This is a genomic window from Bacillus sp. TH50 (assembly GCF_016650565.1).
GTDB lineage: Bacteria > Bacillota > Bacilli > Bacillales > Bacillaceae_G > Bacillus_A > Bacillus_A mycoides.
Window position 1 is genome coordinate 2,974,703 of record NZ_JAEKFM010000003.1, and the last position, 17,944, is coordinate 2,992,646.

A 17,944-nucleotide genomic window follows, 5' to 3' on the forward strand; every position below is an offset into this window, starting at 1 on the left:
TTTTTTCTTAAAAAAATCAATTTTTTATATCAATTAAGCTTCGTATACATTACGAACGATATTTGTTTGATTACGATCTGGTCCAACCGAGAACATAGATAATTGGATTCCTGTTAATTCAGAAACACGCTCTACGTATTTTCTTGCATTTTCAGGAAGTTCATCCAATGATTTCATAGCAGTAACATCTTCTGTCCAACCTGGAAGCTCTTCATATACAGGCTCACATTTCGCTAAAATGTTTAAGTTAGCTGGAACTTCATCGATAACTTCGCCATTGTATTTGTAAGCAACACAAATTTTAAGAGTTGGGATACCTGTTAATACATCGATAGAGTTTAATGATAAGTCTGTTAAACCACTAACACGACGTGCATGTCTTACAACAACGCTATCGAACCAACCTACACGGCGTGGACGACCAGTTGTTGTTCCGTATTCACGACCAACTTCACGAATTTGATGACCGATTTCATCATTAAGTTCCGTAGGGAATGGACCATCACCTACACGGCTTGTATATGCTTTACATACACCTACAACGCGAGTAACTTTCGCAGGACCAACTCCAGTTCCAACTGTTACACCACCAGCAATTGGGTTAGAAGATGTAACGAATGGATACGTACCGTGGTCGATATCAAGCATAACACCTTGTGCACCTTCAAATAATACACGATGATTGTTATCTAGTGCATCATTTAATACGACAGATGTATCGCATACATACTGTGCGATTTGTTGTCCGTATTCGAAGTACTCTTCAAAGATTTCTTCTACGCTGAAACCTTCTGTATCGTACATTTTTTCAAATAAACGATTTTTTTCCACTAAATTGCGCTCAAGCTTCTCTTTAAATGCTTCACGGTCTAAAAGATCAGCCATACGGATACCAATACGAGCAGCTTTATCCATATATGCAGGACCGATACCTTTTTTCGTTGTACCGATCTTGTTATCACCTTTACTCGCTTCTTCTAACTCATCTTGTTTTAAGTGATAAGGTAAAATAACGTGCGCACGGTTACTTACACGTAAATTATCAGTACTTACACCACGATCGTGTAAGTATTTTAACTCTTCAAGTAATGCTTTCGGATCTACTACTAAGCCATTTCCGATTACACAAATTTTCTCTTTATAGAAAATACCAGATGGAATTAAGTGTAATTTATATTTAACTCCGCCGAAAACAATTGTATGTCCCGCGTTATTTCCACCTTGATATCTTGCAACTACTTCCGCATGCTCAGAAAGAAAATCAGTGATTTTACCTTTTCCTTCGTCGCCCCATTGTGTTCCTACAACTACTACTGAAGACATTATTAAAGCACCTCCGCAATTTTCAAACGATCTATTCAAACAATATAATTGTACCAAAACAGAAAGAGAAGTCAACCAAAAAGCGAACATTTTTTTACAGAAAAACGTTTTCGTTCGTAAGAATTACATATTCACCTTATGAAAGCCCTATCTTTCATATAAAAAAAAAGAAACACATCTTATTATAAGAAATGCGTTTCTTTTTTATACTGCCTTTATGCGTGCGGTGCATGTCCATCCTCAAAGCGGCGTTCTAAGTTGACGAATTTATTAAATTCCTTAACAAACGCAAGCTCTACTGAACCTACCGGACCATTACGTTGTTTTGCAATGATAATTTCAATTGTATTTTTATTTTCTGTTTCACGATCATAGTAATCTTCACGATATAGGAAGGCTACAATATCAGCATCCTGCTCGATACTTCCTGATTCACGAATGTCAGACATCATCGGACGTTTATCTTGACGGGATTCTACACCACGAGATAACTGCGACAAGGCAATAACAGGTACTTGCAATTCACGTGCAATCCCTTTTAATGTACGAGAAATCTCAGATACTTCCTGCTGACGGTTTTCTCCTGATTTCCCACTTCCTTGAATAAGCTGTAAATAGTCAATCAAAACCATCCCAAGACCTTGCTCTTGCTTTAATCTACGACATTTTGCTCGAATCTCGTTTACTTTAATCCCTGGTGTATCATCAATATATATACCAGCATTAGAAAGGCTACCCATCGCCATTGTTAATTTCGCCCAATCATCAGAAGTTAATGAACCGGTACGAAGTCTTTGTGCATCAATATTTCCTTCTGCACAAAGCATACGCATAACAAGCTGATCAGAGCCCATCTCTAAACTAAAAATCGCTACATTTTCATCAGTTTTCGTCGCTACGTTTTGTGCGATATTTAGTGAAAATGCAGTTTTTCCTACCGATGGACGCGCCGCCACGATGATTAAATCATTTCGCTGAAAACCTGCGGTCATCTTATCTAATTCAGTAAATCCAGTTGGTATCCCGGTAACTTCACCCTTTTGATTATGCAAAAGTTCAATTTTATCATAAGCATCTACAAGAACATCTTTAATATTTTGGAATGCTTTTGCATTTGTTTGGTGAGATACTTCTAATATTTTTTTCTCAGCCTCATTTAAAAGGCCATCCACATCATCTTCTCGCTCGTATCCATCCGATACAATATGAGTCGCCGTTCGAATTAAACGACGTAAAAGTGCCTTTTCAGCGATGATGCGTGCATAATATTCTACGTTAGCGGCTGTTGGAACAACTTCTGCTAACTCTGCTAGATAAGAAACCCCACCAACTTCTTCTAGTAATCCTTGATCAGCCATCGCTGATGTCATTATTACTAAGTCGATTGGTTCTCCCTTATCAGACAACCCAAGCATGACTTCAAAAATCTTTTGATGTTTCGTTCGATAAAATGAGTCAGGTACCAATAGTTCCGATGCTGACGTTAACGCATCCTGATCAATTAATATGGCACCTAAGACTGCCTGCTCAGCTTCTATATTATGCGGAGGGGTACGATCAGCCATTACATCACTCATGCGCAATCCTCCTTGCTTAATTTATTTTTATTGTTCACTAACATGAACTTTTACTGTTGCTGTTACTTGCGGATGCAATTTCACAGTGACGTTTGTATAACCTAATGCACGGATTGCATCATCCATTTCAAATTTACGTTTATCAAGTTTAATCTTGTGTGACTTTTGCATTACATCTACAATTTGTTTACTCGTGATAGAACCAAATAAGCGGCCACCTTCTCCAGATTTCGCCTTTACTTCTACAGTTAATTTCTCTAATGTTTCTTTCAGCTCTTTTGCATTCTCAACTTCTGCTGCTGCATCTTTTTCCTCTTTGCGCTTTTGAGCATCTAAAGTTTTCATACTGCTGTTTGTCGCTTCGGCAGCTAACCCCTGTTTTAGTAAGAAATTATTTGCATAACCGTCTGGTACGTTTTTTATTTCTCCTTTTTTACCTTTACCTTTTACGTCTTTTAGAAAAATTACTTTCATGATTGTGTGCCTCCCTGTAAATAGTCATCAATAACAAATCGAAGCTTCTCCTCCGCTTCATCTACTGTAACATTTTTCATTTGTGTGGCTGCATTTGTTAAATGCCCGCCACCTCCTAAATTCTCCATAATTAGCTGTACATTCAATTCACCTAAAGATCTACCACTAATTCCAATGAAATTTTCTCCACGTTTTGCAATAACAAACGATGCAATGATACCTGTCATTGTCAATAATGTGTCTGCTGATTGTGCAATAAGTACTTGGTCATAATATTCATCACCATCAACTTTAGCAATCGCAATTCCATTTTTATAAATGTACGCATTTTTAATGGCTTTTGCAACTCGTAAATACTGACCCATATCTTCTTTTAAAAGTTCTTGTACAAGTACAGTGTCTGCGCCATGCGAGCGTAAATAAGAAGCGGCATCAAATGTACGAGCGCCTGTACGGAATGTAAAACTTTTCGTATCAACAATAATACCAGCTAACAATGCCGTTGCTTCTAACATTGTCATCTTTAAATTTTTCGGTTGATACTCAAGTAATTCTGTAACAAGCTCTGCCGTTGAAGAAGCGTATGGCTCCATATAAACAAGTAATGGATCTTCAATGAAATCTTCCCCGCGGCGATGATGGTCAATAACTACTACATTTTCAATCTTGTGTAACAGTTTTTCCTCCATCACCATTGAAGGTTTATGCGTGTCAACAACAACAAGTAATGAATCCTCGTTTGCAAATTCCATCGCTTGCCCTGGTGTAATAAAATGTGACCATAACTCTTCATTTTGTTTCACTTTATCCATCAAACGTTTGATTCCTTTATCAGAATCATTTTCATCTAATACAATATATCCTTTGCGCTCATTTAATTGAGCTACCTTTAAAATACCAATCGCTGCACCAATCGCATCCATATCAGGGGCTCTATGCCCCATTATAATGACATTACTGCTTTCTAATACTAAATCCTTTAATGCATGTGAAATAACTCTAGCACGTACACGAGTACGCTTTTCGACCGGATTCGTCTTGCCACCGTAAAACTTAACTTTACCCGTCGCTTGTTTTATAGCTACTTGGTCTCCTCCTCGTCCTAATGCAAGGTCTAAACCAGATTGAGCCATCGCTCCAAGCTCCGATAAAGGTAAATCACCCGAGCCAACACCAACACTTAGCGTAAGTGGTATATTCCTTTTTGATGTTTCTTCACGCACTTGATCCAAAATACTAAATTTCCCTTTCTCCATTTGCGCTAAAATACTTTCATTTAGTACAACGAAGAATCTTTCTGAAGATGCACGTTTCAAATATGCACCATACTTAACGGCCCATTCATTTAGACGTGACGTCACAAGACTTGTTATATTCGTGCGTAATTGATCATCTAACCCTTGTGTAACTTCATCATAATTATCTAAATAAATAACAGCTAAAACGGTGCGCTGATCCTCATACATTTTTTCAATCTCTGTTTGCTCAGTTACATCAAAAAAATAAATTAGTTTTTCTTCTTTCCTTACAAACACACGGAACTTTCGACTATTTAAAGATACTATATCGTCAGAAGTCTCTCCTTTAATAAAAAGGAGTAATGTTTCTGATACATCGTACAGATGCCACCCAGCTAATGCGTGTTGCCCCAAACATGAAGATAAGTAAGGATTTGCCCAATCAATCCCATACTCCTTATTGTATAACAATATACCGATTGGCATCTGGTTGAATGCTTCGTTACTCACTTTTTTTACCCTAGTAATCATATCTGTCGTATACTTTTCAAAATTCCTTTGAAAGTTAAGTTCAAATCGTATAACTAAAAAGAAAACGATGCTAAAAATAAAAAAGGCGGCTATCCCCATAATTAAGTGAAAATAACAAAGAATCGAGATTAGCACCAACACAAAAAATGCCAATACGTAAACAGGATATAAAAACCACTGTTTCTTATAAAATTCAGGCATGTATACAACTCCTATAACGTAAAACCAACTCAATTTCTAGTTAGTTAAACAGATTAAACACCTTAAAACAGCATAAAAATGCTGTTTTATCCCTTTGTTTTTCATTGCATTTTAGAACGCAATGAAATCCCTAAATCAATTATACCTAAGATTGTCACAAGAGGAAACAGCATTGGAATAAACATACATACGATAAAACTAATAATCGGAACACCTTTCGTAAAACCTTTTTTGTGTGCTAAAAAGGTGATAAACGTTAATCCTTGCAATACAAGCAGCAACGCAAAGATTACATATAGATTAGAAAATACCATATGTAAATATGATGTTGGTTCAACTTTTATGAAAGTTGATAGCAAAATAAATATGACGTAATACCAGACAATACTCTTTGGCAATTGTATATCTTTAAATTTAGGCCAAGGTGTCACGCCGTACTTTAATTTTCTCAAAACACTACCTGATATTAGCACTGTGATCCAAGAAAAACATACAGAAACTAGCACAAGTATACTTGGAAATAACGTTTGTAGTATATCATTCATTTGTGCAAACAACTCTTTTTGTTCCTTACTAACTGGCATACCAGCAGCATTTGCTATCTTTTCACTTTGCACCATACTTTCATTAAACATATTTTGCATTTGCTTCATTAAATCTATGTTAAAAAACTTTATACTCCCCACATAAATGAGCATCATACCAATTAAATATGCAAGTGTTCCAGCTATTAATATCTCCACTGGTTTTTTCCCTTTTTTATACATATATCCTAATACAACACCTATTAATCCAAACATCACTGTCTTTATGAGACTAATTGGTTGACTCACGATAACTGTAACAAAAAGCGCCGCTACAAAAATCATGAATACATTAGATAGTTTATGTCTTACTGTTAATAATATAAATGGTAATGGCAACGCAAATGTTGCAACTGTACCTAAAATCGGAACATACATAGATATCAGCAATAAAATTGCATATATCGCCAATAACGCTGCACCCTCAGTAATAAATTTCGTACTTTTCATCATCTAACCTCTCTTTCAAAAAGAAAAGCATAGCAAAATGCACAGTAGAGTCCGACTCTACTGTGCATTTCATACGCTATTATTCACCAACATATGGTAAAAGTGCCATTTGACGAGCACGTTTAATTGCAACTGTAAGTTTGCGTTGGTATTTCGCGCTTGTTCCTGTTACACGACGAGGTAAAATTTTACCGCGCTCAGAAACGAAACGTTTTAATAAATCAACATCTTTATAGTCAATGCGAGTGATGCCGTTAGATGTGAAGAAACACACCTTACGACGCTTCGCACGTCCACCTTTGCGTCCTGCCATGTCTATTCCCTCCATTCTTTGTTAAAAATAGCCGATTCACACCATTAAAATGGTAAATCGTCGTCCGAAATGTCAATCGGTTGACCAACATTCGAAAATGGATCGTCATTCTTCGTAAATCCAGAGTTACCTTGGTTACCTTGGTTACCTTGGTTACCTTGGTTACCTTGGTTACCTGAATTACTAGATTGACCAAATGGGTTAGAGCTTTGGTTACCGAAACCAGCTCCTGATGGTTGCTGATTGAATGAACCACGTTGCTCCCCACCGCCATTACGCGGCTCTAAAAATTGTACGCTCTCCGCAAGAACTTCTGTTACATATACACGTTTACCATCTTGTCCATCGTAATTACGAGTTTGAAGACGTCCGTCTACGCCTGCTAAGCTACCTTTTTTCAAATAATTTGCCACGTTTTCTGCTTGTTTACGCCATATTACACAATTAATAAAGTCAGCTTCACGCTCACCTTGTTGATTCGCAAATGCGCGATTCACAGCTAACGTAAAAGTAGCTACTGCAACACCATTGGGCGTGTAACGTAAGTCAGGGTCCTTAGTTAAACGACCAACGAGGATAACACGATTCATCAATCGAACCACTCTCCCTTATATATCAATTATTTTTCTTCTTCTTTAACAACGATATGACGAAGGATATCTTCGTTGATCTTAGCTAAACGGTCGAATTCGTTAATCGCCTCTGAGTTAGAGTTCACGTTTAAGATCATGTAGAAACCTTCACGTAAGTCGTTGATTTCGTAAGCTAAACGACGCTTACCCCACTCTTTTGTGTTAATGATTTCTGCACCATTGTTTGTTAAAACACCTGCGAAACGTTCAACTAAAGCTTTTTGAGCTTCTTCTTCAACGCCAGGACGAATGATGTACATAATTTCGTACTTTCTCATTACACTTTCACCTCCTTTTGGTCTAAACGGCCCATAATGGGCAAGGAGCAATTAATTTATAGTAATTACTCACGAGTTTAGATTATATCATAGTAAGTTATATGAATCAACTCACCAATACGTAAAAAACTTGGCAAACACATAATATATTTGCCAAGTTCATATCTTTATTTTTCCTAGGAAATATTAAATTAAACGTTAAAGCGGAAGTGCATAACATCTCCGTCTTTTACGATATACTCTTTTCCTTCTAAACGTACTTTTCCAGCTTCTTTTGCAGCTGTCATAGAACCGTTTGTCATTAAATCATCATAAGAAACTGTTTCTGCGCGAATAAATCCACGCTCAAAGTCTGTATGAATTACACCAGCACATTGTGGTGCTTTCATACCTTGTTTAAACGTCCATGCACGTACTTCTTGCACACCAGCTGTGAAGTAAGTAGCAAGTCCTAATAAGTCATATGCAGCACGAATTAATTGATCTAAACCAGATTCTTCAATACCTAGTTCTTCAAGAAATACTTTTTTCTCTTCCTCGTCTAGCTCAGCGATTTCTTCTTCGATTTTTGCACATACAACGATTACTTGAGAATTTTCATTTGCAGCAAATTCTTTTACCATTTGTACATATTTATTGTCAGAAGGATCCATAATATCATCTTCACTTACGTTTGCTACGTATAGCATTTCTTTCGTTGTAAGTAAATGAAGGCCTTTAACAATCTTCATTTGCTCTTCTGTAAATTCAACAGTACGAGCTGGTTTTCCCTCTTCAAAAGCTTCTTTTAAACGAACTAAAATTTCATGCTCATATACTGCTTCTTTATCTTTTTGTCTTGCTAACTTCGCAACTCGTTCGATACGTTTATCAACAGATTCTAAATCCGCTAAGATTAGTTCTAAGTTAATTACTTCAATGTCATCAATTGGATCTACTTTTCCTGAAACGTGCGTAATATTTTCATCTTCAAAACAACGAACAACTTGGCAAATTGCATCTACTTGACGAATGTGAGATAAGAATTTATTTCCTAACCCTTCACCTTTACTCGCACCTTTTACGATACCTGCAATATCAGTAAATTCAAATACAGTCGGAACAGTTTTTTTCGGTTCTACTAATTCCGTTAATTTATTTAAACGCTCATCTGGTACTTCTACAATCCCTACGTTTGGATCGATTGTACAGAATGGATAGTTCGCAGATTCTGCTCCTGCTTGTGTAATTGCATTAAATAAAGTGGACTTACCTACGTTAGGTAATCCAACAATCCCAGCCGTTAATCCCATATTTTTCACTCCTATGTCTCAATCTTTCATCATTATAGATAGTAACGAAAAAAATGACAAGTTTCCACCAAATGAAAAAAAGCAACGGCTGTCTACTGCAGCTGTTGCTTTTTCACTATTCTTCGTGCTTCACAAGTATTTTTTTCACCTTGCGATCAAACTCTCTTCGAGGAATCATTACCGAATGGTCACACCCCTCGCACTTAACGCGGATATCCATTCCCATACGAATAATCTTCCAGCGATTTTCACCACATGGATGGGCTTTCTTCATTTCCACAACATCGTACAAGTTATATTGCTTTTGCTCCATTCTCTAAATCCCTCCCACTATTAAATTGCTTTTTCACTAACTAATTCTTCGCGACTATATAAAACCATACGTGGGTATGGAATTTCAATCCCATGTAAATCAAGACGATTTTTAATCTCTTTGCGAAGAGCCCTCGCAATAACTGCATGCTGCATCGGCTCAACTTCAGCAATAACACGTAATACAACTTCAGACGCTGCCAATGTTTGAACACCTAGCAATTGAGGTGTTGTTACCATTTTCTCATATTTTCCTGGTAATTCTACTAATAAATCTTCAATAACTTGCTCCGCTCGTACTATATCACTTTCATAAGAAATAGATACATCAACAAATGCTACACTATTACTAACGGAAAAGTTCGTTACTTGTACAATACTACCATTTGGTATTATATGAATTTCACCTGTCCAGCTTTTCATCTTCGTTGTACGTAGTCCAATTTCCAAAACAGTTCCTTCAAATTGACCTATTCTTACATAATCACCTACTGAAAATTGATCCTCTAACAAAATAAATAATCCTGTAATAACATCTTTAACTAAACTTTGTGCACCAAAACCGACTGCTAAACCAATTACCCCAGCACCGGCTAATAGACCTGATGCATTAATATCAAACACACCTAAAATCGCAATTAACATAATGAACATAACAACGTATGCCACAATATTTTCAAGCAACTTCGCTACCGTAACTGTACGACGTTCTGAAATTTGAATCGGCGAACGGCTTCCCATACGAAACGCATTTCGTACAATTGCCCTTGCAACTCGCACAACGATTGCACCAAGTATTAAAATAACGATTATTTTTAGTGACTTCACACCTATATTCGTCCAATCAATGGACTCAAACCATTTCAACGCTAAATCCATGTCCCTCTACCTCTCTAGCTAAAATTTCTTTTTAGTTATCCTTATTATTGTATCAGAACTCTCTCTGATTTCTGAAAAAAATTTATGACTTTAATTCCATTTGTTAACTTCCATTCAGGTATAAAATGAAACGAATATATATATACTAGTACTATTATTTCCATTTTCATTCACAGTTTGTAGAAAGTATGCACTTATAATTTTCCATTTCACACACCATATAACATATTGTGAAAATTTATTAAAAGGATGGGTGCTTCATGAATATTAGAAGTTTTCGCTTACCTTTTTTTGAAAAAGAAACTCAAAATGTTATGCATCATGACTTAGAAGCCTCTGAGACAATCAGTAATTTCTTACTTTCCCATATTCCCATTAAGACTAATATGCCACTCATTCTCGTTTGTATCGGAACAGACCGTTCCACCGGTGATGCACTTGGTCCATTAGTTGGTACTAAACTAGAACAAATTGAAATCAAAAACCTTCAAGTATTCGGCACACTAGACGAACCAATACATGCACTAAATCTAGAGGAAAAAATTCAGAATATACAGAAAGAAAACCCTACTTCATTTATTATTGCTGTTGATGCATGTTTAGGAAAATCTCAAAGTATCGGTTCTATAACTACCGGAAAGGGCCCCAGTAAACCTGGAGCTGCGATGAATAAGAAATTACCTGAAATTGGTGATTTGCATATTCATGGCATCGTAAATTTAAATGGTTTCATGGAGTTTTTCGTACTTCAAAATACAAGACTAAGTTTAGTCATGAAGATGGCCGATGTAATTGCACAAAGTATAAAAGAAACCGATCAAAAATTATCTGCATTAAAAAAAGCAAACCATCTATAAACAATAAGATGGTTTGCTTTTTAATTTCCCTTTGATAATAATTCTAAAATTCGATTTAAATCTTCTTTATTAAAAAATTCGATTTCGATTTTACCTTTTTCTTTTTTCGTTTCTTTAATTTTTACATCCGTACCAAACTTTTCTCTTAAAAACGTTTCACGCTCTATAAAAAATATATTTCTTTCTTTTTTCACTTGTTGTGTTTCACGTGAAACACGTTGATTAATTTCCTGGACAATTTGTTCCAATTGGCGAACATTCAGTCCTTCTTTTTCAATTCGCTTCAATAAAGATTTCAACTGTTCTTCATCTTTTATTGTAAGTAAAGTTCTTCCATGAGCCATTGAAAGTTGACCGTTTGCAATCATATCTTGAACGAATGAAGGGAGGCTTAACAAACGAGTATAATTTGCGATATAAGGCCTGCTTTTACCAAGACGTTTTGCTAATTGTTCTTGTGTTACATTTAGCTCGTTCATTAACATCTGATATGCCATTGCCTCTTCCATAGGATTTAAATCTTCTCGTTGTAAGTTTTCAAGCAAAGCAAATTCCATCATTTGCTGCTCATTTAATTGTCTTACGACAGCAGGCACTTTCTCAAGTCCGGCCTCTTTAGCAGCACGATATCTTCTTTCACCTGCAACTATTTCATATCCTTTAATACTCTTTCGAGCAATTAAAGGTTGCAATATACCGTGCTCTTTAATAGAAGCCGCTAATTCCTGAATCGCTTCTTTATTGAAATGTTTACGTGGTTGATATGGATTCGGCCTTAATTCAGTTACTATAATCTCCTGAATCGTTTCTTCTTCTTTCACATCTAAATCTGGAAAAAACACGTTGATTCCTCTTCCTAATCCTTTAGCCACCTGCAATCACTTCCTCTGCTAAATCTAAATATACTTCTGCTCCTCTTGATTTAGCGTCATACTGCATAATTGGTTTTCCATGACTTGGTGCCTCACTTAAGCGAACATTACGAGGAATAATCGAACGATATACTTTATCCCTAAAGTATTTTTTCACTTCATCTATAACTTGAATTCCTAAATTTGTACGAGCATCCAACATCGTTAACAATACACCTTGAATTGCTAAATTTTTATTTAAATGCTTTTGCACAAGTCGAACTGTATTTAATAGCTGACTTAACCCTTCCAGCGCGTAATATTCACACTGTACAGGAATAATAACAGAATCTGCTGCTGTTAATGCATTAATCGTTAATAACCCTAAGGATGGGGGACAGTCAATAATAATATACTCATATTCATCACGAATTGGCTGTAACGCTCTTTGCAAGCGTACTTCCCGGGAAATGGTTGGTACCAATTCAATTTCAGCACCAGCCAATTGAATTGTAGCGGGTAGAACATCTAAGTTTTCAGTTGCGGTTTTCCGTATGGCACCTTGAACATCTGCATCTTCTACAAGAACATTATAAATACATTGATCTAATTCAGACTTTTCAATCCCTACACCAGTCGTTGCATTTCCTTGAGCATCAATATCTACGAGAAGGACTTTTTTTCCTACTTGTGCCAATCCAGCCCCTAAATTAACGGATGTTGTTGTTTTTCCAACACCGCCTTTTTGATTAGCAATAGCAATGATTTTTCCCATGATGTCACCTACTTTCAACCTTTCTTTCTTATTCTAGAAACAATTACGTTTATTGTAACATGAAATAAAAGTTTTTCTTTTACGTCCTTATTAAACTTCAAAATTTATTTCTAAACTCCTTCTTGCTTTAACAAGAAAATATAGTAAAAGAGACCTCTCCAATGGGATAAGGTCTCTAGCACGTAATTATTTTTTCTTCGGAATTTTAATCGTAATTTGATAGTATTCATCAAACTCTTCTTCCGCAGAATTAACATTCAAACCACTATTAGCAACCATTTGTAATGATTGTCTAATCGTGTTCATAGCAATTCTCGCATCTCGACTTACTGCTTTTTGCTTCGCTTTGCGCTTTGGTTTTACTTCTTCTAGTAACTTTGCAATTCGTTCTTCTGTTTGCTTTACATTCAATTGCTTCTCCACAATCTCTTGTAAAACCTTCAGTTGTAATTCCTCATTCTTCAAAGGAATAAGGGCGCGAGCATGCCGTTCTGTAATACTTTTTTCTAATAATGCACTTTTGATTTCTTCAGGCAATTTTAATAATCGCAATTTATTTGCGACTGTCGATTGTCCTTTTCCAAGTCGTTGTGCCAATGCTTCTTGTGTTAAATTATGTAACTCAATCAGCTTTTGATATGCCACAGCTTCCTCAATTGCTGTTAATTCCTCACGTTGCAAATTTTCAATTAACGCTACAGAAGCTGTCTCAGTATCATTTAAATTCTTTATTATTGCAGGAACTTTTTCCCACCCTAACTTTGTTGCTGCGCGGAAACGCCTTTCCCCGGCAATAATCTCGTACTTATCATCCTCATACTGTCTCACAACAATCGGCTGGATAAGCCCATGTGTACGAATCGTTAATGCTAGCTCCTCAATACGTGCATCGTCAAAAACTGTTCGTGGTTGATAACGGTTAGGGGTAATGTTTACTATCGGAATTTCCTGTATTTCTTCATATACCTTTTTAGCTATTTCTTCATGGCTTTCGTCTTGTAATTCGAATTCGCTCTCTTTATCTCCAAAGCCAAATAAACGAGAAAACGTATTTTTCATACATATTCCACCACCTTTTAGGCCTATTGACTGTTCTACATAAAATGTTTCCTATGAAACATTTACGTTTTCATTTATATAATTTAATCTTACGTCTAATAAGATTTATTTTTCAATAGGTAATTTATTGGGCGTTCCCGGTTTGCGTGGATATTTCTTTGGTGTCTTGCGCTTTTTCTCGATTAATAAAATATTACGCTCGCTTTCTTCAAACGGTAATTGGAACGTAGACATTTCTTTCAATTCTCCACCAAGTACCTCTAAAGCATATTTGCCATTTTCGATTTCTTCGTTCGCCGCTGCACCTTTCATTGCAATGAATGTTCCCCCTACTTTTACAAGTGGTAAACATAGCTCACTTAATACAGAAAGGCGTGCAACTGCACGTGCCATTACAATATCGTATGCTTCACGTACACCTTCTTTTTTTCCAAATGTTTCAGCACGATCATGACAAAATGCAACATCACTTAATTCTAACTTTTGCGCTAAGTGATTTAAGAAATTAATACGTTTTTGTAATGAATCTACAATTGTTACTTTTAAGTGTGGGAAACAGATTTTTAAAGGGATACTTGGGAATCCAGCTCCTGCTCCAACATCACAAATAGAAAATGGTTTCGAAAAATCATAATAAAAAGCCGCTGTAACAGAATCAAAAAAGTGTTTTAAGTATACTTCTTCTTTCTCCGTAATAGCCGTTAAGTTCATTTTTTCATTCCACTCTACTAATGTTTCAAAATAGATTCCGAACTGCTCTAACTGTCTAGAAGAGAGGGAAATACCCTTCTCTTCTAGCATAGATTGAAATTGTTCTATGTTCATCTAGCAATATCTCCTTACTATGTTATTGGTTCGATACTCGTGCAATTTTTCCTTGTTCAATGTAAATAAGCAAAATGGAAACATCAGCTGGATTTACGCCAGAAATACGTGAAGCTTGCCCCATTGAAAGCGGACGAACATCTTTCAATTTCTGTCTCGCTTCTGAGGCAAGGCTAGAAATTGCATCATAATCAATATCCACAGGAATTTTTTTGTTTTCCATTTTCTTCATACGTTCTACTTGCTGTAAAGATTTCTCGATATATCCTTCGTACTTGGTCTGAATTTCAACTTGTTCCGTAATTTCATCACTTAATGCTACTTCACTTGGTACTAAAAGATGAATATGCTCATATGTCACCTCTGGACGACGTAATAAGTCACTTGCACGTATTCCATCTTTCAATTCACTTCCGCCAATACTACGAATTAATTCTTGAACTTCAGGACGCGGTTTAATAAAAATACTCTCTAACCGTTCCTTCTCCTGTTCAATTTGTAACTTTTTATTTGTAAATCGCTCATAGCGATCTTCTTTAATTAAGCCAATTTCACGACCAACTTCAGTTAAACGAAGGTCAGCATTATCATGGCGTAATAATAGGCGATATTCTGCACGAGACGTTAATAAACGATATGGTTCATTTGTACCTTTCGTTACAAGGTCATCAATTAAGACACCAATATAAGCATCAGCACGACCTAAAATAACTTCTTTTTTACCTAAAGAACGACACGCTGCATTAATCCCAGCCATAAGCCCTTGTCCTGCTGCTTCTTCGTAACCAGAAGTTCCGTTAATTTGTCCTGCTGTATATAAATTTTTAATTTTTTTCGTTTCAAGTGTTGGCCATAGTTGAGTTGGTACGATCGCATCATATTCAATTGCATAACCCGTACGCATCATTTCAACATTTTCCAGGCCAGGAATTGTTCTAAGCATTGCACGCTGTACATCTTCTGGTAAGCTCGTCGATAAGCCTTGTACATATACTTCTTGTGTATTACGTCCTTCTGGCTCTAAGAAAATTTGATGACGTGGTTTATCATTAAATCTTACTACCTTGTCTTCAATTGAAGGGCAATATCTAGGCCCTGTTCCTTTAATCATACCAGAATACATAGCTGAGCGATGTAAGTTTTCATCTATTAAACGATGCGTTTCTGTACTTGTATACGTTAACCAACATGGAATTTGATCCATAATAAATTTTGTCGTTTCAAAAGAGAAAGCACGTGGCTTATCATCACCTGGTTGAATTTCTGTTTTACTATAATCAATCGTATTACTGTTTACACGCGGAGGTGTACCTGTTTTAAATCTAACAAGATCAAAACCAAGTTCCTCTAAGTGTTCAGATAATGTAATAGATGGTTGCTGATTATTTGGACCACTTGAATATTTTAAATCTCCCATAATAATCTCACCACGTAAAAATGTTCCCGTTGTAATTACAACTGTTTTCGCTGTGTATTCAGCACCAGCTTGCGTAATTACCCCTTTACATACACCATCTTCAATAATTAAACGCTCTACCAGACCTTGAAACAACGTTAAGTTTGGTGTTTCTTCAATTGTTTTCTTTAATTCATGCTGGTAAGAGAATTTATCAGCTTGTGCACGAAGCGCGCGTACAGCTGGTCCTTTACCCGTATTTAACATACGCATTTGAATATGTGTTTTATCAATATTGCGTCCCATTTCTCCGCCTAATGCATCAATTTCACGAACAACAATCCCTTTTGCTGGTCCACCAACAGAAGGGTTACATGGCATGAACGCTACCATATCTAAGTTAATTGTTAACATTAATGTTTTTGAGCCCATTCGTGCTGCCGCAAGACCAGCTTCACATCCTGCATGACCTGCACCGATTACTATGACATCATATGAACCGGCATTGTATCCCATTGTTTATTCCTCCTAATAACCTCTATCTTACTAAATCATCTCTGATTAAAGTTTTACTTTATTTTCCTAAACAAAATTGAGAGAACAATTGGTCAATTAAACTTTCATGGACAGTATCACCAGTAATTTCACCAAGTATTTCCCACGCTCTTGTTAAATCAATTTGAACCATATCAATCGGAACACCATTTTCTATCGCTTCAATTGCATCGTTAATTGTTCTTCCTGCTTGTGTTAATAATCCGATATGTCTCGCATTAGACACGTATGTCATATCCGCAGAATCAATTGTTCCTTCAAAGAATAAATCAGCTATTGCCTTTTCAAGCTCATCTATTCCTTGCTCCTCAATTAAAGATGTTGTAATAACACGATTGCCTACCGCTAAATCTGTAACACGTTCCATATCAATTTCTTGCGGTAAATCTGTCTTATTTACAATGACAATGAAATCTTTTCCTTGTACGGCACGGAATAGATCCTCATCTTCATTTGTTAAAGCCTCGCTATAGTTCACTACAATTAACACTAAGTCTGCTTGGCTCATCATTTCCTTCGAACGCTCTACACCAATTCGTTCAACAATATCTTCCGTTTCACGAATTCCGGCTGTATCTATAAGTTTAAGTGGTACACCACGCACATTAACGTACTCTTCAATAACATCACGAGTTGTTCCTGCAATATCAGTTACAATTGCCTTTTTCTCCTGAACAAGACTATTTAATAGCGATGATTTCCCAACGTTAGGTCTACCGATAATCGCGGTAGAAATGCCTTCACGTAAAATCTTTCCTTGCTTCGATGTTTCTAATATCTTTGCAATTTCAGCACGGACATGTGTAGCTTTCTCAATTAAAATATTATGCGTCATCTCTTCTACATCATCATATTCTGGGTAATCTATATTCACCTCAATATGAGCTAATGTTTCTAATATTTCTTGACGCAGATGGCCGATTAATTTAGATAATCGTCCTTCCATTTGGTTAATCGCTACATTCATAGCACGATCTGTTTTCGCACGGATTAAGTCCATAACAGCTTCTGCTTGTGACAAATCAATACGTCCATTTAAAAAAGCACGTTTTGTAAATTCACCAGGCTCTGCCAGTCGTACTCCTTGCGCTAAAATAAGCTGTAATACTTTATTTACCGAAACAAGTCCACCATGACAGTTAATTTCTACTATATTTTCACGCGTAAAAGTCCTTGGTGCACGCATAATGGACACCATAACTTCTTCAATAACTTGATTTGTATCTAAATCGACAATATGACCATAATGAATTGTATGAGAAGAAACCTGTGTTAAATCCTTCCCTTTAAAAATACGATCGACTTTCTCAATCGCATCATCCCCACTTACTCGAACAATGGCAATTGCACCTTCCCCAAGTGCTGTGGAAATTGCGGCAATTGTATCAAATTCCATGTCCTTTCACCTCACTTGCTTATTTATCTCTATTTCAACATGAATTTTTTCCGTCACTAAATTATTAGGATACCATAACGAACCTATCTACAAAAGAATAATAACTCATTTTATTATGTCCTTATGTAAAAAACACTAAACTTATT

At 36.3% G+C, this 17,944-nt stretch carries 18 protein-coding genes; 1 reads left to right on the top strand and 17 read right to left on the bottom strand.

All coding sequences use genetic code 11. The features are described 5' to 3' along the window. Nucleotides 1–33 precede the first annotated feature (33 nt). The 11 genes from JFU23_RS15450 to JFU23_RS15500 all read right to left on the bottom strand — a co-directional run bounded on the left by JFU23_RS15450 (nucleotide 34) and on the right by JFU23_RS15500 (nucleotide 10,084). Nucleotides 34–1,323: an adenylosuccinate synthase gene (locus JFU23_RS15450; RefSeq protein ID WP_002138921.1), complete on the bottom strand. Its 1,290-nt coding sequence runs from the start codon at nucleotides 1,321–1,323 to the stop codon at nucleotides 34–36. 215 nt (nucleotides 1,324–1,538) lie between these two features. Further along, nucleotides 1,539–2,900 carry a replicative DNA helicase gene (gene dnaB / locus JFU23_RS15455; protein WP_002016457.1) on the bottom strand — a complete coding sequence of 454 codons (1,362 nt, stop codon included), beginning with the start codon at nucleotides 2,898–2,900 and terminating at the stop codon, nucleotides 1,539–1,541. A gap of 27 nt (nucleotides 2,901–2,927) precedes the next feature. Beyond that, entirely contained in the window at nucleotides 2,928–3,374 is a 447-nt protein-coding gene (rplI, locus tag JFU23_RS15460; protein ID WP_016096416.1) for a 50S ribosomal protein L9, read from the bottom strand. Beyond that, a complete protein-coding gene (locus JFU23_RS15465; protein ID WP_085312920.1) occupies nucleotides 3,371–5,344 on the bottom strand; it encodes a DHH family phosphoesterase in 1,974 nt (657 codons plus the stop codon). Before JFU23_RS15465 ends, rplI begins: the two co-directional genes overlap by 4 nt. A gap of 101 nt (nucleotides 5,345–5,445) precedes the next feature. Then, complete coding sequence (locus JFU23_RS15470) at nucleotides 5,446–6,378, bottom strand: YybS family protein (RefSeq protein WP_085312921.1); 933 nt, start codon at nucleotides 6,376–6,378, stop codon at nucleotides 5,446–5,448. Nucleotides 6,379–6,457: 79 nt separating this feature from the next. Continuing rightward, nucleotides 6,458–6,691 (bottom strand): 30S ribosomal protein S18, encoded by a 234-nt coding sequence (gene rpsR / locus JFU23_RS15475; RefSeq protein WP_000918874.1) that lies wholly within the window; start codon nucleotides 6,689–6,691, stop codon nucleotides 6,458–6,460. A gap of 44 nt (nucleotides 6,692–6,735) precedes the next feature. Continuing rightward, the gene (gene ssb, locus JFU23_RS15480) at nucleotides 6,736–7,284 is read right to left on the bottom strand and encodes a single-stranded DNA-binding protein (RefSeq protein WP_000981962.1); all 549 of its coding nucleotides are present in this window, start codon (nucleotides 7,282–7,284) and stop codon (nucleotides 6,736–6,738) included. 26 nt (nucleotides 7,285–7,310) lie between these two features. Further along, complete coding sequence (gene rpsF, locus JFU23_RS15485) at nucleotides 7,311–7,601, bottom strand: 30S ribosomal protein S6 (RefSeq protein WP_001233782.1); 291 nt, start codon at nucleotides 7,599–7,601, stop codon at nucleotides 7,311–7,313. Nucleotides 7,602–7,792: 191 nt separating this feature from the next. Then, the gene (gene ychF, locus JFU23_RS15490) at nucleotides 7,793–8,893 is read right to left on the bottom strand and encodes a redox-regulated ATPase YchF (protein ID WP_137059217.1); all 1,101 of its coding nucleotides are present in this window, start codon (nucleotides 8,891–8,893) and stop codon (nucleotides 7,793–7,795) included. 115 nt (nucleotides 8,894–9,008) lie between these two features. Continuing rightward, nucleotides 9,009–9,206 (bottom strand): DUF951 domain-containing protein, encoded by a 198-nt coding sequence (locus tag JFU23_RS15495; protein ID WP_000436054.1) that lies wholly within the window; start codon nucleotides 9,204–9,206, stop codon nucleotides 9,009–9,011. A gap of 20 nt (nucleotides 9,207–9,226) precedes the next feature. Then, nucleotides 9,227–10,084, bottom strand: a complete 858-nt coding sequence (locus JFU23_RS15500; RefSeq protein ID WP_002016466.1) for a mechanosensitive ion channel family protein — start codon at nucleotides 10,082–10,084, stop codon at nucleotides 9,227–9,229. A gap of 260 nt (nucleotides 10,085–10,344) precedes the next feature. Here JFU23_RS15500 and yyaC point away from each other — a divergent pair, with 260 nt between their 5' ends. Continuing rightward, complete coding sequence (yyaC, locus tag JFU23_RS15505) at nucleotides 10,345–10,941, top strand: spore protease YyaC (RefSeq protein WP_002089953.1); 597 nt, start codon at nucleotides 10,345–10,347, stop codon at nucleotides 10,939–10,941. A 20-nt stretch (nucleotides 10,942–10,961) separates the two neighbouring features. On the opposite strand, the gene spo0J is transcribed toward yyaC, so the two are convergent. The 6 genes from spo0J to mnmE form a co-directional block, all read right to left on the bottom strand. Next, nucleotides 10,962–11,813, bottom strand: a complete 852-nt coding sequence (gene spo0J / locus JFU23_RS15510) for a stage 0 sporulation protein Spo0J (protein ID WP_170972768.1) — start codon at nucleotides 11,811–11,813, stop codon at nucleotides 10,962–10,964. Continuing rightward, entirely contained in the window at nucleotides 11,806–12,567 is a 762-nt protein-coding gene (soj, locus tag JFU23_RS15515; protein ID WP_002016469.1) for a sporulation initiation inhibitor protein Soj, read from the bottom strand. The genes spo0J and soj overlap by 8 nt, the downstream gene beginning before the upstream one ends. Nucleotides 12,568–12,753: 186 nt before the next feature. Then, nucleotides 12,754–13,626, bottom strand: a complete 873-nt coding sequence (gene noc, locus JFU23_RS15520; protein WP_002016471.1) for a nucleoid occlusion protein — start codon at nucleotides 13,624–13,626, stop codon at nucleotides 12,754–12,756. Between the two features lie 105 nt (nucleotides 13,627–13,731). Continuing rightward, nucleotides 13,732–14,451, bottom strand: coding sequence for a 16S rRNA (guanine(527)-N(7))-methyltransferase RsmG (gene rsmG, locus JFU23_RS15525; protein ID WP_002016472.1), 720 nt, complete (start codon nucleotides 14,449–14,451; stop codon nucleotides 13,732–13,734). 22 nt (nucleotides 14,452–14,473) lie between these two features. Next, complete coding sequence (mnmG, locus tag JFU23_RS15530) at nucleotides 14,474–16,363, bottom strand: tRNA uridine-5-carboxymethylaminomethyl(34) synthesis enzyme MnmG (protein ID WP_002016474.1); 1,890 nt, start codon at nucleotides 16,361–16,363, stop codon at nucleotides 14,474–14,476. A 58-nt stretch (nucleotides 16,364–16,421) separates the two neighbouring features. Further along, the gene (gene mnmE, locus JFU23_RS15535) at nucleotides 16,422–17,798 is read right to left on the bottom strand and encodes a tRNA uridine-5-carboxymethylaminomethyl(34) synthesis GTPase MnmE (RefSeq protein WP_002034990.1); all 1,377 of its coding nucleotides are present in this window, start codon (nucleotides 17,796–17,798) and stop codon (nucleotides 16,422–16,424) included. Between the last annotated feature and the right edge of the window lie 146 nt (nucleotides 17,799–17,944).

Bases quoted from the DNA above. Each gene is read 5' to 3' on its own strand.
- JFU23_RS15500 (WP_002016466.1), bottom strand. From the start codon at position 10,084: ATGGATTTAGCGTTGAAATGGTTTGAGTCCATTGATTGGACGAATATA.
- JFU23_RS15450 (WP_002138921.1), bottom strand. From the start codon at position 1,323: ATGTCTTCAGTAGTAGTTGTAGGAACACAATGGGGCGACGAAGGAAAA.
- rpsR (WP_000918874.1), bottom strand. From the start codon at position 6,691: ATGGCAGGACGCAAAGGTGGACGTGCGAAGCGTCGTAAGGTGTGTTTC.
- noc (WP_002016471.1), bottom strand. From the start codon at position 13,626: ATGAAAAATACGTTTTCTCGTTTATTTGGCTTTGGAGATAAAGAGAGC.
- JFU23_RS15470 (WP_085312921.1), bottom strand. From the start codon at position 6,378: ATGAAAAGTACGAAATTTATTACTGAGGGTGCAGCGTTATTGGCGATA.
- rsmG (WP_002016472.1), bottom strand. From the start codon at position 14,451: ATGAACATAGAACAATTTCAATCTATGCTAGAAGAGAAGGGTATTTCC.
- yyaC (WP_002089953.1), top strand. From the start codon at position 10,345: ATGAATATTAGAAGTTTTCGCTTACCTTTTTTTGAAAAAGAAACTCAA.
- rplI (WP_016096416.1), bottom strand. From the start codon at position 3,374: ATGAAAGTAATTTTTCTAAAAGACGTAAAAGGTAAAGGTAAAAAAGGA.
- mnmG (WP_002016474.1), bottom strand. From the start codon at position 16,363: ATGGGATACAATGCCGGTTCATATGATGTCATAGTAATCGGTGCAGGT.
- JFU23_RS15465 (WP_085312920.1), bottom strand. From the start codon at position 5,344: ATGCCTGAATTTTATAAGAAACAGTGGTTTTTATATCCTGTTTACGTA.
- mnmE (WP_002034990.1), bottom strand. From the start codon at position 17,798: ATGGAATTTGATACAATTGCCGCAATTTCCACAGCACTTGGGGAAGGT.
- soj (WP_002016469.1), bottom strand. From the start codon at position 12,567: ATGGGAAAAATCATTGCTATTGCTAATCAAAAAGGCGGTGTTGGAAAA.
- dnaB (WP_002016457.1), bottom strand. From the start codon at position 2,900: ATGAGTGATGTAATGGCTGATCGTACCCCTCCGCATAATATAGAAGCT.
- rpsF (WP_001233782.1), bottom strand. From the start codon at position 7,601: ATGAGAAAGTACGAAATTATGTACATCATTCGTCCTGGCGTTGAAGAA.
- JFU23_RS15495 (WP_000436054.1), bottom strand. From the start codon at position 9,206: ATGGAGCAAAAGCAATATAACTTGTACGATGTTGTGGAAATGAAGAAA.
- ychF (WP_137059217.1), bottom strand. From the start codon at position 8,893: ATGGGATTAACGGCTGGGATTGTTGGATTACCTAACGTAGGTAAGTCC.